Raw genomic sequence first — 14,783 nt, 5'->3', positions numbered from 1 at the left:
CGCCCCCCGCCGAGGCACCGGTTGTGGCGGGAGCCCCCAGGGCCGAGGCCGCGCCCGCCAAGGCTGGACGCCCCGACGGCGCCACGGCCACGGGGGGCGGGCTGATCCGCATCGCGGCCAGCCGGCTCGACGAGATGATGGACCGCGTGGGCGAGCTCATCATCGCCGAGGCGCGGCTGGCCGAGATCGCCGCCGGGAGCGGGCTGCCTGCGCTCGTGTCGGTGACCGAGGACATCCAGCGACTCGCCACCGGGATGCGCGACGCCGCCATGTCGATCCGCATGACCCCGCTGTCCTCGATCACCGGGCGCTTCCGACGGCTCGTGCACGACCTGGCCGCGCAGATCGGCAAGCCCATCGACCTCGTCATCCTGGGTGAGGAGACCGAGCTCGACAAGACCGTCGTCGAGCAGCTCGCCGAGCCCCTCATGCACCTCATCCGCAATGCCGCGGACCATGGCCTGGAGGAGCCCGCCACGCGCCTGGCCCATGGCAAGCCCGCGGCAGGGCGGCTGACGCTGGCCGCGCGCCACTCCGGGACCGAGGTCGTGATCGAGCTGTCGGACGACGGCCGGGGCCTCGATGCCGCGCGCATCCGGGCCAAGGCGATCGAGGTGGGGCTTCTCTCGCGCCATGCCGAGATCGAGCAGGCCGATCTGTTCCGCCTCATCCTGGCGCCCGGCTTCTCGACGGCCGAGCGGCTGACCGAGCTGTCGGGACGGGGCGTGGGGATGGACGTGGTCCGGCGCACCGTCACGGACCTGCGGGGACGCCTCGACCTCTCGTCCGAGCCGGGGCAGGGCACCCGCGTGACCCTTCGGCTTCCCCTCACGCTGGCGATCATCGACGGCCTTCTCGTCGAGGTCGGTGGCGAGCGCTTCATCATCCCGCTCGGGGCGGTCGAGGAGATCGTCGAGCTTCCCGACAAGGCGGGGGAGGACCGGACCTCGCGCCTCATCGACATCCGGGGCCGCCTCGTTCCCTACCTCTTCCTGCGCGAGATCCTCGCCACGCAGGGCGAGCCCGGCCCCTACCAGAAGGTCGTGGTGGTGACCGCGGGCGACTCCCGCCTGGGGCTGGTCGTGGACCGGATCATCGGGTCGAACCAGACCGTCATCAAGCAGCTCTCGGCCCTGCATTCGGGCCTGGGGGCCCTCTCCGGCGCGACGATCCTGGGAGACGGCTCGGTCGCGCTGATCCTGGACGTCACGGGCCTGGCCAGCCCCGAGTGGCACCCGACCCTGTCGGAGGATCACCCCAAGGAGGTGTTCGCATGACCGTCATTCCCGTCCCCCATGCCACGACGAGCGGCAGCCTCGACGTGGTGACCCTGCAACTCGGCCGAGATGCGCTGGCCATCCGGGCCCAGGTCCTGCGCGAGGTTCTGGAGCCTGTCGCCGTGGCGCGCGTCCCCGGCGCGCCCGAGTTCTGCCGAGGCCTCGTCAACGTGCGCGGGACCGTGGTGCCGCTGGCCGACCTCCGGGTTCCCCTTCGGATGCCGCGCGACCCGCTCGGCCCGGATGCCCGGATCCTCGTGCTCGACCTGCCGCTCGCGGGGCGGCCCGCCGTGGTCGGCATCGTCGCCGACGCGGTGCACGAGGTCATGCGGATCGAGGGCGACGCCCTTCAGGCCGTGCCGGCGGTGGGGACCAGTTGGCCCCCGGACATGGTCGAGTGCATGGTCAACATCGGCGGCAGCGTCCTCATGATCCCTGACCTTCCCGCAATCTTCGACAGCCAGCGTGCCGGTCCGGGCGGTGCTCGGCCCACGCCTCGAAGCCATACATCATAGGATCGACCATGCGCCTCACCCTCAAGACGAAGCTCGCGACGACCTTCCTGGTCATCGGCGTCGCCTCGGCCGGAATGATGTTCGCCTCGGTGGCGTCCCTGTCCCGCCTGAATCACAGCCTCACCACCCTGGTCTCGGACAACGTGGAGTCCCTTCGCCTGACCCAGGACCTCTGGGCCGATCAGTTGCTCGTCGGGCGCGGCGTTCGGGAACACATCCTCTTCAACGATCCCGATCGGATGACCGAGATCGAGCACCAGATCGATAGCGTCCGCGCCCATCGCGAGCAGGTCCTGGCAGGACTGGCCGAACTCGCCGACGAGAAGGATCGGCAGCAACTGGACCAGTACAACACGCTGAACGATCAGATCCGCACCGCCAACGACCGGGCCATGGCCCTGTCCCGGCAGGGCACCCCTGGGACCGAGGAGCAAGCCATCGCCATCGTGACCCAGGTCGCGCCGATCGTGAAACAGGTCGAGGCCCTGATCGGGCAGATGATCCAGGACAACCTGGATCACATGAACGGCTCCAGGGCGGAGGCCGAGCAGCTCTACGTCCGTTCCCGCGCCATCCTCCTCGGCATCCTGGCGGGTGTGATGCTCCTGGGAGGGGTCAGCGGCGCCTGGATCATGACCGGTCTCTCGCGTGGCCTTCGCCGCGCGCTCGACCTGTCGCGCCGCGTGGCCGCGGGCGACCTGACCGGGACGGTCGAGAGCTACAGCCGCGACGAGATCGGGGACCTCATGAGAAGCCAGGCCGACATGGTGGAACGGTTGCGCCAGGTGGTGGGCGAAGCCGGCGGGAACGCCCGGCACGTCGCGGGCAGCGCGGTCCAGATGGCGTCGACGGCCACGCAGCTCAGCCAGGGGGCGACCGAGCAGGCGTCCTCGACCGAGGAGGCGTCGTCGTCGATGGAGCAGATGACCGCCAACATCAAGCAGACCGCCCAGAACGCCTCCGAGACCGAGGCCATGGCGGCCAAGTCCGCAGCCGACGCCCGCAGCTCGGGCCAGGCCGTCGCCAAGGCGGTGACCGCGATGAAGACCATCGCGGAGCGCGTCCTGGTGGTGCAGGAGATCGCGCGCCAGACGGACCTCCTGGCTCTCAACGCCGCCGTCGAGGCGGCGCGGGCGGGCGAGCATGGGCGCGGCTTCGCGGTCGTCGCCTCGGAGGTGCGCAAGCTCGCGGAGCGGAGCCAGAACGCGGCGGGCGAGATCGGCAGCCTGTCGGCCTCCACGGTGCGCGCGGCCGAGGGCGCGGGGCGGATGCTCGACGACCTCGTGCCCGACATCGAGCGCACGGCCCTGCTGGTGAGCCAGATCAGCACCGCCTCGCAGGAGCTCGCCACTGGCGCGACCCAGGTGAACCTTGCCATCCAGGAACTCGACAAGGTGACGCAGGAGAACACGTCGGCCGCAGAGGAGATGTCGTCCGCCGCCGAGCAACTCGCCGGTCAGGCCGAGGCGCTCCGCACCTCCATGGGCTTCTTCCAGACCGGCCAGGACATCGCCGGACCGGCTGCCTTGCCTGAGGCCCGGCCGCGCCAGCCGCAGCCCGCGTTGCCCCGGAACGTGCGCTCCGGCCGCAGAGGCGCGGGTGGTGGCTTCGATCTCGACATGGGACCGGGCGAGGACGAGCTCGACGCCCAGTTCGTCCGTGCTGAACACGCGGCCTGAGACATGGGGGAACGCGACATGCAGGATGGACCGGTCGTAACCTTCGGCATGGGCGAGTCGCTCTTCGCCCTTCCCGTGGCCTTGGTGCAGGAGATTCTCGATCCCCGACCCGTGTCGCGCCTCCCCAACGCGCCACGGCATCTCCTTGGGGTCATCGACGTGCGTGGCAGCTCGGTCGCGGTGATCGACCTGAGGACCCTCCTGGGCGAGTCATCCCGCGCCGACCAGCCCGACACGCGGATCATGGTGCTCCAGCTTCGGCCCCGCACCGAACAGGCGGGACCGCTCCGGGTGGCCCTCCGGGTGGACCGGGTCATCGAGGTCACCGGACTGGACGACAGCCGGCTGGAGCCGCTCGCGGAAGCGGCGTTCATCGACTGGGACCAGAGGATGGTCGAGGGCATCGGCCGGCGCAATGGAACCTTCGTGGCCGTGCTGAGGGTGGAGGGCCTGTTCGACCGGGACGTCATCTCGACCTTCGCGGCTCGGTCGCCGACCGAGGTGCGGGAAGCGATGCCCGTGGAATTGGGGACCCCATGAGCCTGGCCCTCGCGCAGGACCGCAACGCGGCCCGGTTCCGGCAACTTGTCCACGAGACGACGGGCATCCAGTTGCCGGAGAGCAAGGGGCGGATGATCGAAGGTCGCCTGCGGCCGCGCCTCCTCGCGCTCGGCCTGCCCGACATGGCGGCCTACTTCGGCTTCCTCTTCGAGGAAGGCGGCGTCCGGAGCGAGCTGCCCCATGTGATCGACCTCATCACGACGAACAAGACGGACTTCTTCCGCGAGCCGTCGCATTTCGAGGTCCTCTGGGGGCGCATGATCCCGCAAGCCCTGGCGGCACGCCGTCGCGGCGGCCGGGTCGCCTTCAAGCTCTGGAGCGCGGCGGCCTCGACCGGAGCGGAGGCGTGGTCGGCCGCCATGATCCTGGCGGAGGCGCGGGCACGCTCGCCCGAGCTCGACTGGGCGGTGCTGGGCACGGACATCTCTCACCGCGTGCTGTCGGCGGCGCGGCGCGCCATCTACCCCGAGGTGGATCTGGCGCCTGTCCCGGGGGCGCTGCGCGACCGCTACGCCATGGTGGGGCGCGATGCGGATGGGACCGCGCTGCGGCGAATCGTGCCGGAGCTCCGGCAGCGCGTGCGTTTCGAGGAGATGAACCTCATGACCGAGAGCTATTCGGTGGACCGCGACCTCGACGCGGTCTTCCTGCGGAACGTGCTCATCTACTTCGATCCCCCGACCCAGCATCGGGTCGTGTCGGCGGTCACCTGATCGTCGGCCATGCCGAGTCGATGATCGTCCGACAGCCCGATCTGAGGGCGATCGCACCCGCCGTCTTCGAGCGGCTCGGCTGAGGCGGCGTGCTCGAATGGCGACTGACGCGCCCAATCCTGGCGGTTCACGGCAACACGGTTCCTCGATGACGCACACCCTTCCCAAGGACCCCATCAAGGTCATGATCGTAGATGACAGCGCGAGCATCCGGCGGGGGCTCAGGATGCTCCTCTCCGCCGATCAGGACATCGAGGTGATCGCTGCCGTGGCGGACCCCTTCGAGGCGGCCGAGCAGATGCGCAAGATGGTGCCCGATGTCATGCTGCTCGACATCGAGATGCCGCGCATGGACGGGCTGACGTTCCTCGGCAAGATCATGGCGCAGCGGCCCCTGCCGGTCATCATCTGCTCGAGCTTCAGCGAGGCGGGCTCCCGGACGGCCATGCGGGCGCTGGAACTGGGCGCAGCCGAGGTCATCGGCAAGCCGAACCTTGCGACGTCGCAGGAGCGGCAGGAGGCCCAGATCAGGGTCTGCGACGCGGTGCGCGCCGCTGTTCAGTCCCGTCGCGCAACGCGTCGGTCGGCGCCGCGCGTCCTGCAGCCGGGTCCCAAGCACACTGCCGACGTGGTCCTGCCCCCTCCGACGCCGAACGCCGCCCGGGTGCCGCGAACTGCTCCGCTCGTGGCCATCGGCGCTTCCACGGGCGGAACCGAGGCGCTCGCGACCATCCTGAAGGACCTGCCGCCGGACGCGCCTCCGGTCGTCATCGTGCAGCACATGCCGGAGCGTTTCACCATGGCCTTCGCCCAGCGACTCGACGGCCTTTGCCGGGTGAAGGTCTCCGAGGCGGCGTCGGGGGACGTGCTCAGGCCCGGGCTGGCGCTGATCGCCCCCGGGGACCATCATCTCCTGCTGCGGCGCGTGGGATCCTCGTACCACGTCGAGGTCGTCGACGGTCCCTACGTCGCGCGGCACCGGCCCTCCGTGGACGTGCTGTTCCGGTCGGTCGCACAAGCGGCCGGGGGAAACGCCCTTGGCCTCCTGCTGACGGGCATGGGCGACGACGGGGCGCGCGGCCTCTTGGAGATGCGGCAGGCCGGGGCGCGGACGGCTGCCCAGGACGAAGCCACGTCGGTGGTCTTCGGGATGCCCCGCGAGGCCCTGCGGATGGGAGCCACCGACCAGGCCCTGCCGCTGGACAGGATGGCCGGCGAGATCGTGAACTGGGGGAGGAAGAACGTTGCCGTCGACCGCTGAGCATCCCGACCTGCCCGTTCACGGCCCGTCGCCGTCGGGTCGGGTGGCCTTCATCCGGAGGCGGACCGAGGTGGTTTACGGCGCCGCGCTCGACGCCATGCTCGGCGCGCTGGAGGACCTGGGCGCCACTGCATCCTCCCTCGTGGCCCTGGCCGAAACCCTGTCGCCCGAGGCGATGGCGCGGCTGAAGTCCCTTCAGCCAAGGCTGGAGGACTTGAGCGCGCAGGTGCGGGCCAAGGCGGATCGGTGTCGGACCACGGCCGGCGCTCTGGACCGCCACATGAGCGAAGGACGGCACCGCCTCGATGAATTGCGCGGCTTGGCGCGAACGGCGACCCTGGTCTCGCTCAACGCCCTGGTGGTGAGCCGCAGCCTCAACTCGGACGGCGGCACGATCGACGGGCTGGCCCGGAGCATGCGGTCCGTCCTCGGCGAGGTCGCGGGGATGGTGTCGGACCTGGCGCTCCGCATCGCGGCCGGGCAGGCGGAGCTCCGCGAGGTCGAGCTCGGGGCGGCCGCCCTGGCCGAGGTGTCGGGCGCAGAGGCACTTCCGGCCCTGAGGGAATTCGCGGCCCTGATCTAGGCGCGTTCGCGCGACGGGAGGGTGGCCCGTTCGGCGCGGCTGGTCTCGAAGCGCTTCGAGGCGCTCGAAGGACGGGTCGGACAAGTGATCCTGCACCTGCAGGTCGGTGACGCCTTCCGCCAGCGACTCGAGCATGTGGAGTCCATCCTCGCGATGGCGGAGGACGTGGGCTCCCCCGATGCGGCGCGGGCGCTCCGCATCCTTGCGGCGGCCCAGATTCGGGCGGCCCTCGGCGACCTGGACCGGTCGTCCCGCGGCGCCGTCAAGCATCTCGCCGCGCTGGCCCGCACAGCCGCAGACATTCCCCGGGCCGGCGCGATCGGTTCGCCGCGGAGCGATGGGCGAGAAGGACTGGGGGGCCTCGTCTCGGCCTCGGGGCGGATCGAGGCGGTCATCGGCCGACTGGCGGAGACCACCCATCGACTGACGGATTCGTCCCGGAGTCTGGCCGAGACGCTGGCCGACGCCGGACAGGATGCCGGCAGCGCCGCCGAGTTCGAGCGTCGCATGACGGTGCTGGGCCTCAACGCCATCCTCCTTGCCTCCCGCCTGGGGCCCGAGGGCCGGGCGATGGAGGAGGTGGCGCAACAGCAGCGCCAGATCGCCCGGAGCATCATCGACGTCATGTCGCGGCTGAGACGGGACCTCGAGGGCGTCGTCGCGGCCGCCGGCGATCTCCATGCCGGTGCGGACGAGGACTTGGCCGCGGCGCTCCAGGGCGCCGGGAGCGCCACGTCGGAGGTGATGTCGCTGTCGGACCGGGTTCGGCAGCACCTTGGAGAGCTCGAACGGGTCCGCGGAGCTGGCGAGTTGGTGGAGCTGGTCGAGGACGCCCGGAAGGAGATCGAATGCTTCGCCGAGATGGCGGCAAGCCTCGCCGGCGTGGCGGAGGACTTGGACGACTCGCTGGACGAAATGGACCTGAAGGACGGCGGGACGACGAGTTTCCTGGCCAGGGCTCGTAGGCTCTATTCCATGCAGGCGGAGCGGCTGGTCCATGACCGGCTCTTCCCCGGGGCCTGAGCAAGCAGAGCCGCAGCCAGCCAGCAACTGGCCGGAGGACGACATCCTGTTCGCCTGACTGCGGGCCCGGACTGGAACGGCCGGGTCTTGGAGCCGATCCCGTCGGCGGCCCCTGATGTCCTCTGTCACGGGCGGGGCTTGAAGGGGATCCACCTTGATGGCTTGAGTTTGTCTAGGGCCGACCGAGCGTCATTGGCGACTTCCGCTGGATCATGAGACGATACGTTGGTGGCCGCGACAGACGTCTGGATGCGGCCGTCGGCTTCCATACTTCGGCTGGGTTGATGGAGTCGCAGGCTCGGCGGGGCCGGCGGGCTCCTGGCGTGGTCACGAGGGCACGTGTTGCAGCAGGCCCGCCCTCCGTTCCTTCGCGTCCAGCGCCGCGGCTTGATGGGCCGAGCCGGAGCGGACGGGGACATCGAAGCCGATGGGAAGGCGACGGAGCGCCAGGTGCTACGCAAGGACGGCGAAAACGGGGTCAATCCCACGTTCAGGGTGGGATAGTCTTGCACCGAGTGGTGGCGAGAGTTCTGGTCGACTGTTGAGGGCCCCGCGACCGGCTTGGCCAACGCCAGAATGGGCCTAGCTTTCCTCAAGTTGTCCAGGCTCGGGCTGTCGCGGGGAGACGGGTTCGTCGCGCGGCTCCAGCTTCTGGGCGACGGCGATCCACCGGGCGCTCGCCGCGTTGTGCCCGGGCGGTTGGAATCAGCTCGGCGGGCGCCCTCAGGAGGGCCTCTGCTGCACATTGGCCGACGAGGCCCTCAAAGGGGAGGAGACCCATGCTCAGGTTGACGCGCAGGATGGTTGCGGTTGTGGCGGCGGGCACGCTGCTGGCGGGTCCGGGGGTGGCGCAGGAGGGGGCGGGGCTGGGGTCGCTGTCGATCCTGGCGCCGTCGAGCGCGGGGTCGGGCTACGACCAGCTCGCCCGGGCGATCCAGCAGGCCTTGACGGACGAGGGTCTGGCCTCGGACATCGAGGTGGAGGACGTGGCGGGGGGCGGGGGCACGGTGGGGCTGGCGCAGTTCGTGACGGCGAACCCGCGCGGGCCGGCGGCCATGGTGCTGGGCTTCGCGCTGGTGGGGGGCATCCTGACCACGCAGTCGCCGGTGACGCTGGCCGACGTGGAGCCCGTCGCGCGGCTGATGGGGGAGAACGACGTGATCGTGGTGCCGGCCGGCTCGGCGATCCAGGACCTCCAGGGCCTGGCGGAGGCGCTGAAGGCCGACCCGGGGGCGGTGAGCTGGGCGGGGGGCTCGATCGGCGGCATCGACCACGTGATCGCCGGGCTCTTCGCCAAGGCGGTGGGGGTGGACCCCACGCAGATCAACTACGTGGTGCATGCCGGCGGCGGCGAGGTGCTGGCCTCGATCCTGGGCGGGCAGACCACGGTGGGCATCTCGGGCTACGAGGAGTTCGCGCCGCAGATCGAGTCGGGCGAGCTGCGCGCCCTGGGGGTGTCGGGCCCCGAGCGCATCGCGGGCGTGGACGTGCCGACCTTCCAGGAGGCGGGCGTGGACCTCGCGGTGGTGAACTGGCGCGGCATCGCGGCGCATCCCAAGATGTCGGACGAGGACAGGGCGGCGCTCGCGGCCGCCATCGACGCGATGGTGAAGTCGGACACCTGGAGGACCATCCTCGCCGAGCGCGGCTGGACCGACACCTACCTCGCCGGGGACGAGTTCCGGGCCTTCCTCGAGGAGGAGAACACGCGCGTCGAGCAGGCGCTCAAGGACGCGGGCGTGCTCTGAGCCCTGGGGGGAGCGCCGGGCGGGCGCTCCCCCGCGGCCCCGGCGGGAGGAGGCGGAGATGACGGGATTTCGGGTGGGCGAGGCGGTCCTGGGCCTCATCGCCGTGGGGCTCGCGGCCACCATCGCCTGGGGCACCTGGACGGCGCCGGCGGTGGCGGCGCGCACGGTGGTGGGGCCGGGGGTGTTCCCGACCCTGATCGCGCTGGGGCTCCTGGGCGTGGGGGCGCGGCTCCTCTACGAGGCCTGGTCCCGTTCCGCGCCGGCGGTGGTCCTCCCGCCGGTGGACTGGCCGGCGGCGCTGGTCGTGGCGGGGAGCCTGCTCGGCTTCCTCCTGCTCCTCGAGCGGCTGGGCTGGATCGTCTCGGCCGCGCTGCTCTTCCTGGCGGTGGCCCGCGGCTTCGGCGGGCGGGCCTGGCTGCTCAACGGGCTGATCGGCCTCGGCCTCGCCGCGCTCGTGTTCCTCGTCTTCGACACCGGCCTCGGCCTGAGCCTGCCGGTGGGCCGCTGGATCGAGCCCCTCCTCGCCGCCCTGGGCCTTCTGGCCTGACGCCCTCCGGAGCCCCTCCCCATGGACACCTTGGCCGCCCTTCTCCACGGCTTCGCGGTGGCGCTCACGCCCCTGAACCTGTTCTGGTCGCTCCTGGGCGTGACGCTGGGCACCGCCATCGGCGTGCTGCCGGGGATCGGGCCGGCGCTGACCATCGCGCTCCTGCTGCCCGTGACCTACGGCTCGGACCCGACCTCGGCCTTCATCATGTTCGCCGGCATCTACTACGGGGCGATGTACGGCGGCTCCACCGCCTCGATCCTGCTCAACACCCCGGGCGAGACCGCCTCCATCGTCACCGCCATCGACGGCAACGCCATGGCGCGGCGGGGCAGGGGGGCGCAGGCGCTGGCCACCGCCGCCCTGGGCTCCTTCGTGGCCGGCACCATCGGCACCCTGGGGCTGACCTTCGCCGCGCCGCTGATGGTCAAGCTCGCGCTGCTCTTCGGGCCGGCCGAGTACTTCGCGCTCATGGTGCTGGCGCTGACCACGGTGACGGCGCTCCTGGGCACCTCGATCACCCGCGGCCTCTTCAGCCTGATGCTGGGGCTGGCGCTGGGCCTCGTGGGCATCGACCTGCAGACCGGGCAGATGCGCTTCACCCTGGGCGTGCGCGAGCTCCTCGACGGGGTGGACGTGGTGATCGTGGCGGTGGGCCTCTTCGCCGTGGGCGAGACGCTCTGGACGGCGGCGCGGCGGCGCTTCGAGCCCGAGGAGCTGTCCGCCCTCCAGGGCTCGATGTGGATGAGCCGCGAGGACTGGGCCCGCTCCTGGAAGCCCTGGCTGCGCGGCACGCTGATCGGCTTCCCCATCGGCGTGCTGCCCGCCGGGGGCTCGGAGATCCCCACCTTCCTGAGCTACCTCGCCGAGAAGCGCCTGGCGAAGCACCCCGAGGAGTTCGGCCAGGGCGCCATCGAGGCGGTGGCCGGGCCCGAGGCCGCCAACAACGCCTCCGCCGCCGGCGTGCTGGCGCCGCTCCTGGCGCTCGGCCTGCCCACCTCGGCCACCGCCGCCATCATGCTCGCCGCCTTCCAGCAGTACGGCATCCAGCCCGGGCCCGCGCTCTTCGACAGCCAGCCCGAGCTCGTGTGGGGCCTGATCGCCAGCCTCTACATCGGCAACGCCATGCTGCTGGTCCTCAACCTGCCGCTCGCCGGCGTCTGGGTCCGGCTCCTCGCCATCCCGCGCCCCTGGCTCTACGCCGGCATCCTGGTCTTCGCCACCATGGGCGCCTACACCCTCAACAACAACCTCGTCGACGTCTGGGCGCTCTGGATCATCGGGCTCGCGGGCTTCGGCATGCGCGCCCTCGACGTCCCCGTCGCCCCCGCCATCGTCGGCCTCATCCTCGGCCCCCTCGCCGAGCAGCAGTTCCGCCGCGCCCTCGCCATCAGCCAGGGCGACGCCACCGTCTTCCTCACCCACCCGATCTCGCTCGCCCTCCTCCTCCTCGCCACCCTCCTCGTCGCCCTCCCCCCGATCATGCGACAACGGGCGCGGCGCCGGGCCAAGGCCGAAGCCCTCGCCACCTCCGCCATGAGGACGAAATGAGCTCAGTCCAGTACTTCGCACCCGAGGCGCTCGCGACCTTCGCCGCGGACGTCTTCGCCAGCACCGGCATGTCCTCGGACCATGCCGTGACCATCGGCGCCGATCTCGTCAAGGCCAACCTCCGGGGCATCGACTCGCACGGGGTTTCGCGCATACCGATGTACCTGGAACGGCTGCGCGCCGGCCTCGTGAACCCCCGGCCCGACATCAAGGTCACCGAGGTCGCGGGCGCGGTCGCGTCGGTGGACGCCGACAACGCCATGGGGTTCGTGCCGTCGCACACGGCGATGGACGAGGCCTGCCGCCTCGCGACCAAGTCCGGGATCGGGCTCGTGGGCGTCCACCGATCGACGCATTTCGGCATGGGTGCGCTCTACGCGCTCCAGGCGATCGAGGCCGGCTACATCTCCCTGATCTTCACCAACTCCTCGCCGGCGATCCCGATGTGGGGCGGCCGCACGACCTTCCTGGGGGCGAGCCCCATCGCGGCCGGCGTCCCGGGCGGGAGGCACCCGCCCTACGTCATGGACATGGCCATGACGGTGATCGCGCGCGGCAAGATCCGCTTGGCCGCCATGCGGGGCGAGCCCATCGAGCCGGGTCTGGCCCTCGATGTCGACGGCAACCCGACCACCGACGCCGCCAAGGCCTTCGAGGGGGTCTGCCTGCCCTTCGGAGGCGTGAAGGGCTCGGTCCTCGGGACCCTCATGGACCTTCTCTCGGGCGTCCTGACCGGGGCGAACTTCGGGGGCGACGTGAAGAGCCTCTACTTCGACCATTCTGAGCCGCAGAACGTGGGCCACCTGTTCTTCGCGATCCGGCCGGACCTGTTCCTCTCGTTGACCGACTTCGAAGCCCGGATGGACACCTTCCACGAGCGCATCAAGGCGCTCCCCCGCGCGGCAGGCGTGGACGAGATCATGATGCCCGGCGAGCCCGAAGCGCGCCGTGAGGCCGAACGTCGGCGTACTGGCATACCGGTGACGGACAACGTCGTGATCGACCTCACGACTGAGGCCGAACGGATCGGCGTGGTATTCCCGCAGGGCAGCACCGAACCTCTGGGCGTCGCGACATGAGAAGCGAAGCCGCGGCCCGTCTGTCGGCCCACATCGGCTATCTCTTCACCGAGCTGCCCTTGGCGGAGCGGCTCGGCGCCGCGCGGGCGGCCGGCTTCGACGCCGTGGAGCATCCGCAGCCCTTCGCCGTCCCGGCGGCAGAGATGCGGCAGAGACTCGACGATCTTGGCCTCTCCTTCAGCCAGCTTTGCGCTGGCACGGGGGACGCGACTCGGGGCGAGAAGGGCATCGCCGCCCTGCCGGGGCGGGACCGCGAGTTCCTCGACAGCCTGGACCGTTCCCTCGCCTACGCCGAGGCGGTCGGCTGCCCCTTCGTGCATCCCATGGCCGGGGTCGTGCCTGCCGCCATGGACTCCGACCAGGCGAACGACACCTACCGGCGCAACCTCGATGCCGCCGTGGAGCGCGCCCGAGGGCGGCCGGTGTCGATCCTGATCGAGGCCATCGGCCGGACGGCGGTGCCGGGCTACCACCTGCACCGGCTCGGGCAGGCCTTTGCGCTCGCGGGGGAATATGGGGCCGGGGAGGTCTTGGTGCTCCTCGACACCTTCCACGCCGCCGCGAACGGCGAGGATGCGGTGGCCCTGATCCACGCCCATGCGGACCGGCTGGGCCACATCCACATCGCCGACCACCCGGGCCGCCACGAGCCAGGCACCGGCGCCATCAGCTTCGCCCCGATCTTCGTCGCCCTGGAGCGTGTCGGCTACGCCGGCGCGATCGGGTTTGAGTACATCCCCGCCTCCACAACCCTCGCCGGCCTTGGCTGGATCGTCCCCTGGCGCGAGCGGCTGGGCCATGAGGCCCGGGCTGCCCATCCCACTCAGCTTCAGGACTACTGACATGATCGTCTCCGTGAACCCCGCCACTGGCGCGGAACTCGCCCGCTTTCAGGCGCACTCCTCCGAGCAGGTCAATGCGGCTCTGGACGCTGCCGTCGCGGCGCAACGGGCCTGGCGCGGGGTGCCCATCGCAGAGCGGGTTGGGCTCCTGACTCGCATGGCGGGTGTCCTGCGCGCGGGCAAGGCCCGCTACGCCGCCCTGATCACCGCCGAGATGGGCAAGCCCATCGTCGAGGCCGAGGCCGAGATCGAGAAGTGCGCGGGGACCTGCGACTTCTACGCCGAGGCCGCGCCGCGCTTCCTCGCGGACGAGGTCGTGGAATCCAACGCCACTGAGAGCGCGGTAGTCTTCGACCCCCTGGGCGTGGTGCTGGCCATCATGCCGTGGAACTACCCGTTCTGGCAGTTCTTCCGCTTCGCCGCCCCGGCGCTCGCGGCCGGGAACGGCGCCATCCTCAAGCACGCCAACAACGTGCCGCAATGCGCGCTCGCCATCGAGGAGGTCATGCGCGAGGCGGGCTGCCCCGAGGGGCTGGTGCGCACGCTCCTCTTGGACGCCTCCGAGGTCGCCGGGATCATCGCCGATGACCGCATCGCCGCTGTGACGCTCACGGGCTCGACCCAAGTCGGCAGCATCGTCGCGGCGCAAGCCGGCCGCGCGCTGAAGAAGCAGGTCCTGGAGCTTGGCGGCTCGGACCCGTTCATCGTGCTGGCCGACGCCGACGTGGCGGCGGCGGCGGAGGTGGCCGTGAAGGCGCGCTACATCAACGTGGGCCAGAGCTGCGTCAACGCCAAGCGCTTCATCGTGGAGGAGGCTGTGGCCGACCGCTTCGCAGAGGCGTTCAAGGCCAATGTCGCCAAGCTCAGGATGGGTGATCCCACCGAGCGCGACACCAACATCGGGCCGATGGCCCGCGCCAACCTGCGCGACGACCTCCACGCCCAGGTCCAGCGCTCGGTCGCGGCAGGCGCCGAGGTCGTGATTGGCGGAAAGCCGGTGGATGGGCCCGGCTTCTACTACCCCGCCACCATCCTTGACCATGTGCGTCCCGATCACGTCGCCTTCTGCGAGGAGACCTTCGGTCCCGTGGCCGCCATCATCCGCGTCCGCGACGCCGACGAGGCCATCGAGTTGGCGAACCAGACCGAGTTCGGCCTGGGCGCCGCGCTCTGGACCACCGACCTCGCCCGCGCCCGCGATCTCGCCCGCCGGATCGACGCGGGCGCGGTGTTCATCAACGGCATGGTGGCCTCGGACGCGCGCCTGCCCTTCGGGGGCATCAAGAAGTCGGGCTACGGGCGCGAGCTGGGGAGCTACGGCATCAAGGAGTTCACCAACATCAAGACCGTCTGGATCGGGCCCGCGAAGGCGCCCGCGCCGGTCAAGGCCGCCGACTGAGGAAC

Annotated in this window: 14 protein-coding genes; all 14 read left to right on the top strand. The window is 71.0% G+C overall.

Going from position 1 to position 14,783, the window contains the following annotated elements; translation table 11 throughout:
- On the top strand, positions 1–1,277 hold a 1,277-nt coding region (locus tag RUMESO_RS05380; protein ID WP_169791134.1), incomplete at its 5' end, for a chemotaxis protein CheA.
- Entirely contained in the window at positions 1,274–1,792 is a 519-nt protein-coding gene (locus RUMESO_RS05375; RefSeq protein WP_037278669.1) for a chemotaxis protein CheW, read from the top strand. The genes RUMESO_RS05380 and RUMESO_RS05375, both read left to right, overlap by 4 nt.
- Positions 1,793–1,800: 8 nt before the next feature.
- Positions 1,801–3,471: a methyl-accepting chemotaxis protein gene (locus RUMESO_RS05370; protein ID WP_037278668.1), complete on the top strand. Its 1,671-nt coding sequence runs from the start codon at positions 1,801–1,803 to the stop codon at positions 3,469–3,471.
- Positions 3,472–3,489: 18 nt separating this feature from the next.
- Positions 3,490–4,011 (top strand): chemotaxis protein CheW, encoded by a 522-nt coding sequence (locus RUMESO_RS05365; protein ID WP_051521047.1) that lies wholly within the window; start codon positions 3,490–3,492, stop codon positions 4,009–4,011.
- Positions 4,008–4,745 carry a CheR family methyltransferase gene (locus tag RUMESO_RS05360; protein WP_245639155.1) on the top strand — a complete coding sequence of 246 codons (738 nt, stop codon included), beginning with the start codon at positions 4,008–4,010 and terminating at the stop codon, positions 4,743–4,745. Before RUMESO_RS05365 ends, RUMESO_RS05360 begins: the two co-directional genes overlap by 4 nt.
- Before the next feature lie 148 nt (positions 4,746–4,893).
- Complete coding sequence (locus RUMESO_RS05355) at positions 4,894–6,006, top strand: protein-glutamate methylesterase/protein-glutamine glutaminase (protein WP_037278667.1); 1,113 nt, start codon at positions 4,894–4,896, stop codon at positions 6,004–6,006.
- Positions 5,990–6,589, top strand: a complete 600-nt coding sequence (locus RUMESO_RS05350; RefSeq protein ID WP_037278666.1) for a hypothetical protein — start codon at positions 5,990–5,992, stop codon at positions 6,587–6,589. Before RUMESO_RS05355 ends, RUMESO_RS05350 begins: the two co-directional genes overlap by 17 nt.
- 21 nt (positions 6,590–6,610) lie before the next feature.
- Positions 6,611–7,612, top strand: coding sequence for a hypothetical protein (locus tag RUMESO_RS05345; RefSeq protein ID WP_037278665.1), 1,002 nt, complete (start codon positions 6,611–6,613; stop codon positions 7,610–7,612).
- A gap of 779 nt (positions 7,613–8,391) precedes the next feature.
- Positions 8,392–9,360, top strand: a complete 969-nt coding sequence (locus tag RUMESO_RS05340; protein ID WP_037278662.1) for a Bug family tripartite tricarboxylate transporter substrate binding protein — start codon at positions 8,392–8,394, stop codon at positions 9,358–9,360.
- Between the two features lie 58 nt (positions 9,361–9,418).
- Positions 9,419–9,907, top strand: a complete 489-nt coding sequence (locus tag RUMESO_RS05335; protein ID WP_037278660.1) for a tripartite tricarboxylate transporter TctB family protein — start codon at positions 9,419–9,421, stop codon at positions 9,905–9,907.
- A gap of 21 nt (positions 9,908–9,928) precedes the next feature.
- The gene (locus RUMESO_RS05330) at positions 9,929–11,458 is read left to right on the top strand and encodes a tripartite tricarboxylate transporter permease (protein ID WP_037278656.1); all 1,530 of its coding nucleotides are present in this window, start codon (positions 9,929–9,931) and stop codon (positions 11,456–11,458) included.
- On the top strand, positions 11,455–12,537 hold the full coding sequence (locus RUMESO_RS05325; protein ID WP_037278654.1) for an Ldh family oxidoreductase: 1,083 nt from the start codon (positions 11,455–11,457) through the stop codon (positions 12,535–12,537). Before RUMESO_RS05330 ends, RUMESO_RS05325 begins: the two co-directional genes overlap by 4 nt.
- Positions 12,534–13,379, top strand: a complete 846-nt coding sequence (locus tag RUMESO_RS05320) for a hydroxypyruvate isomerase family protein (RefSeq protein WP_037278651.1) — start codon at positions 12,534–12,536, stop codon at positions 13,377–13,379. Before RUMESO_RS05325 ends, RUMESO_RS05320 begins: the two co-directional genes overlap by 4 nt.
- 1 nt (position 13,380) lies before the next feature.
- Positions 13,381–14,778, top strand: coding sequence for an NAD-dependent succinate-semialdehyde dehydrogenase (locus tag RUMESO_RS05315; RefSeq protein ID WP_037278648.1), 1,398 nt, complete (start codon positions 13,381–13,383; stop codon positions 14,776–14,778).
- The last annotated feature ends 5 nt before the right edge of the window (positions 14,779–14,783 follow it).

The sequence above is a fragment of the Rubellimicrobium mesophilum DSM 19309 genome (assembly GCF_000600335.2).
Lineage (GTDB): Bacteria > Pseudomonadota > Alphaproteobacteria > Rhodobacterales > Rhodobacteraceae > Rubellimicrobium > Rubellimicrobium mesophilum.
Note: the sequence above shows the minus strand (reverse complement) of the source record. Positions and strands in the feature narration are given on the sequence as shown.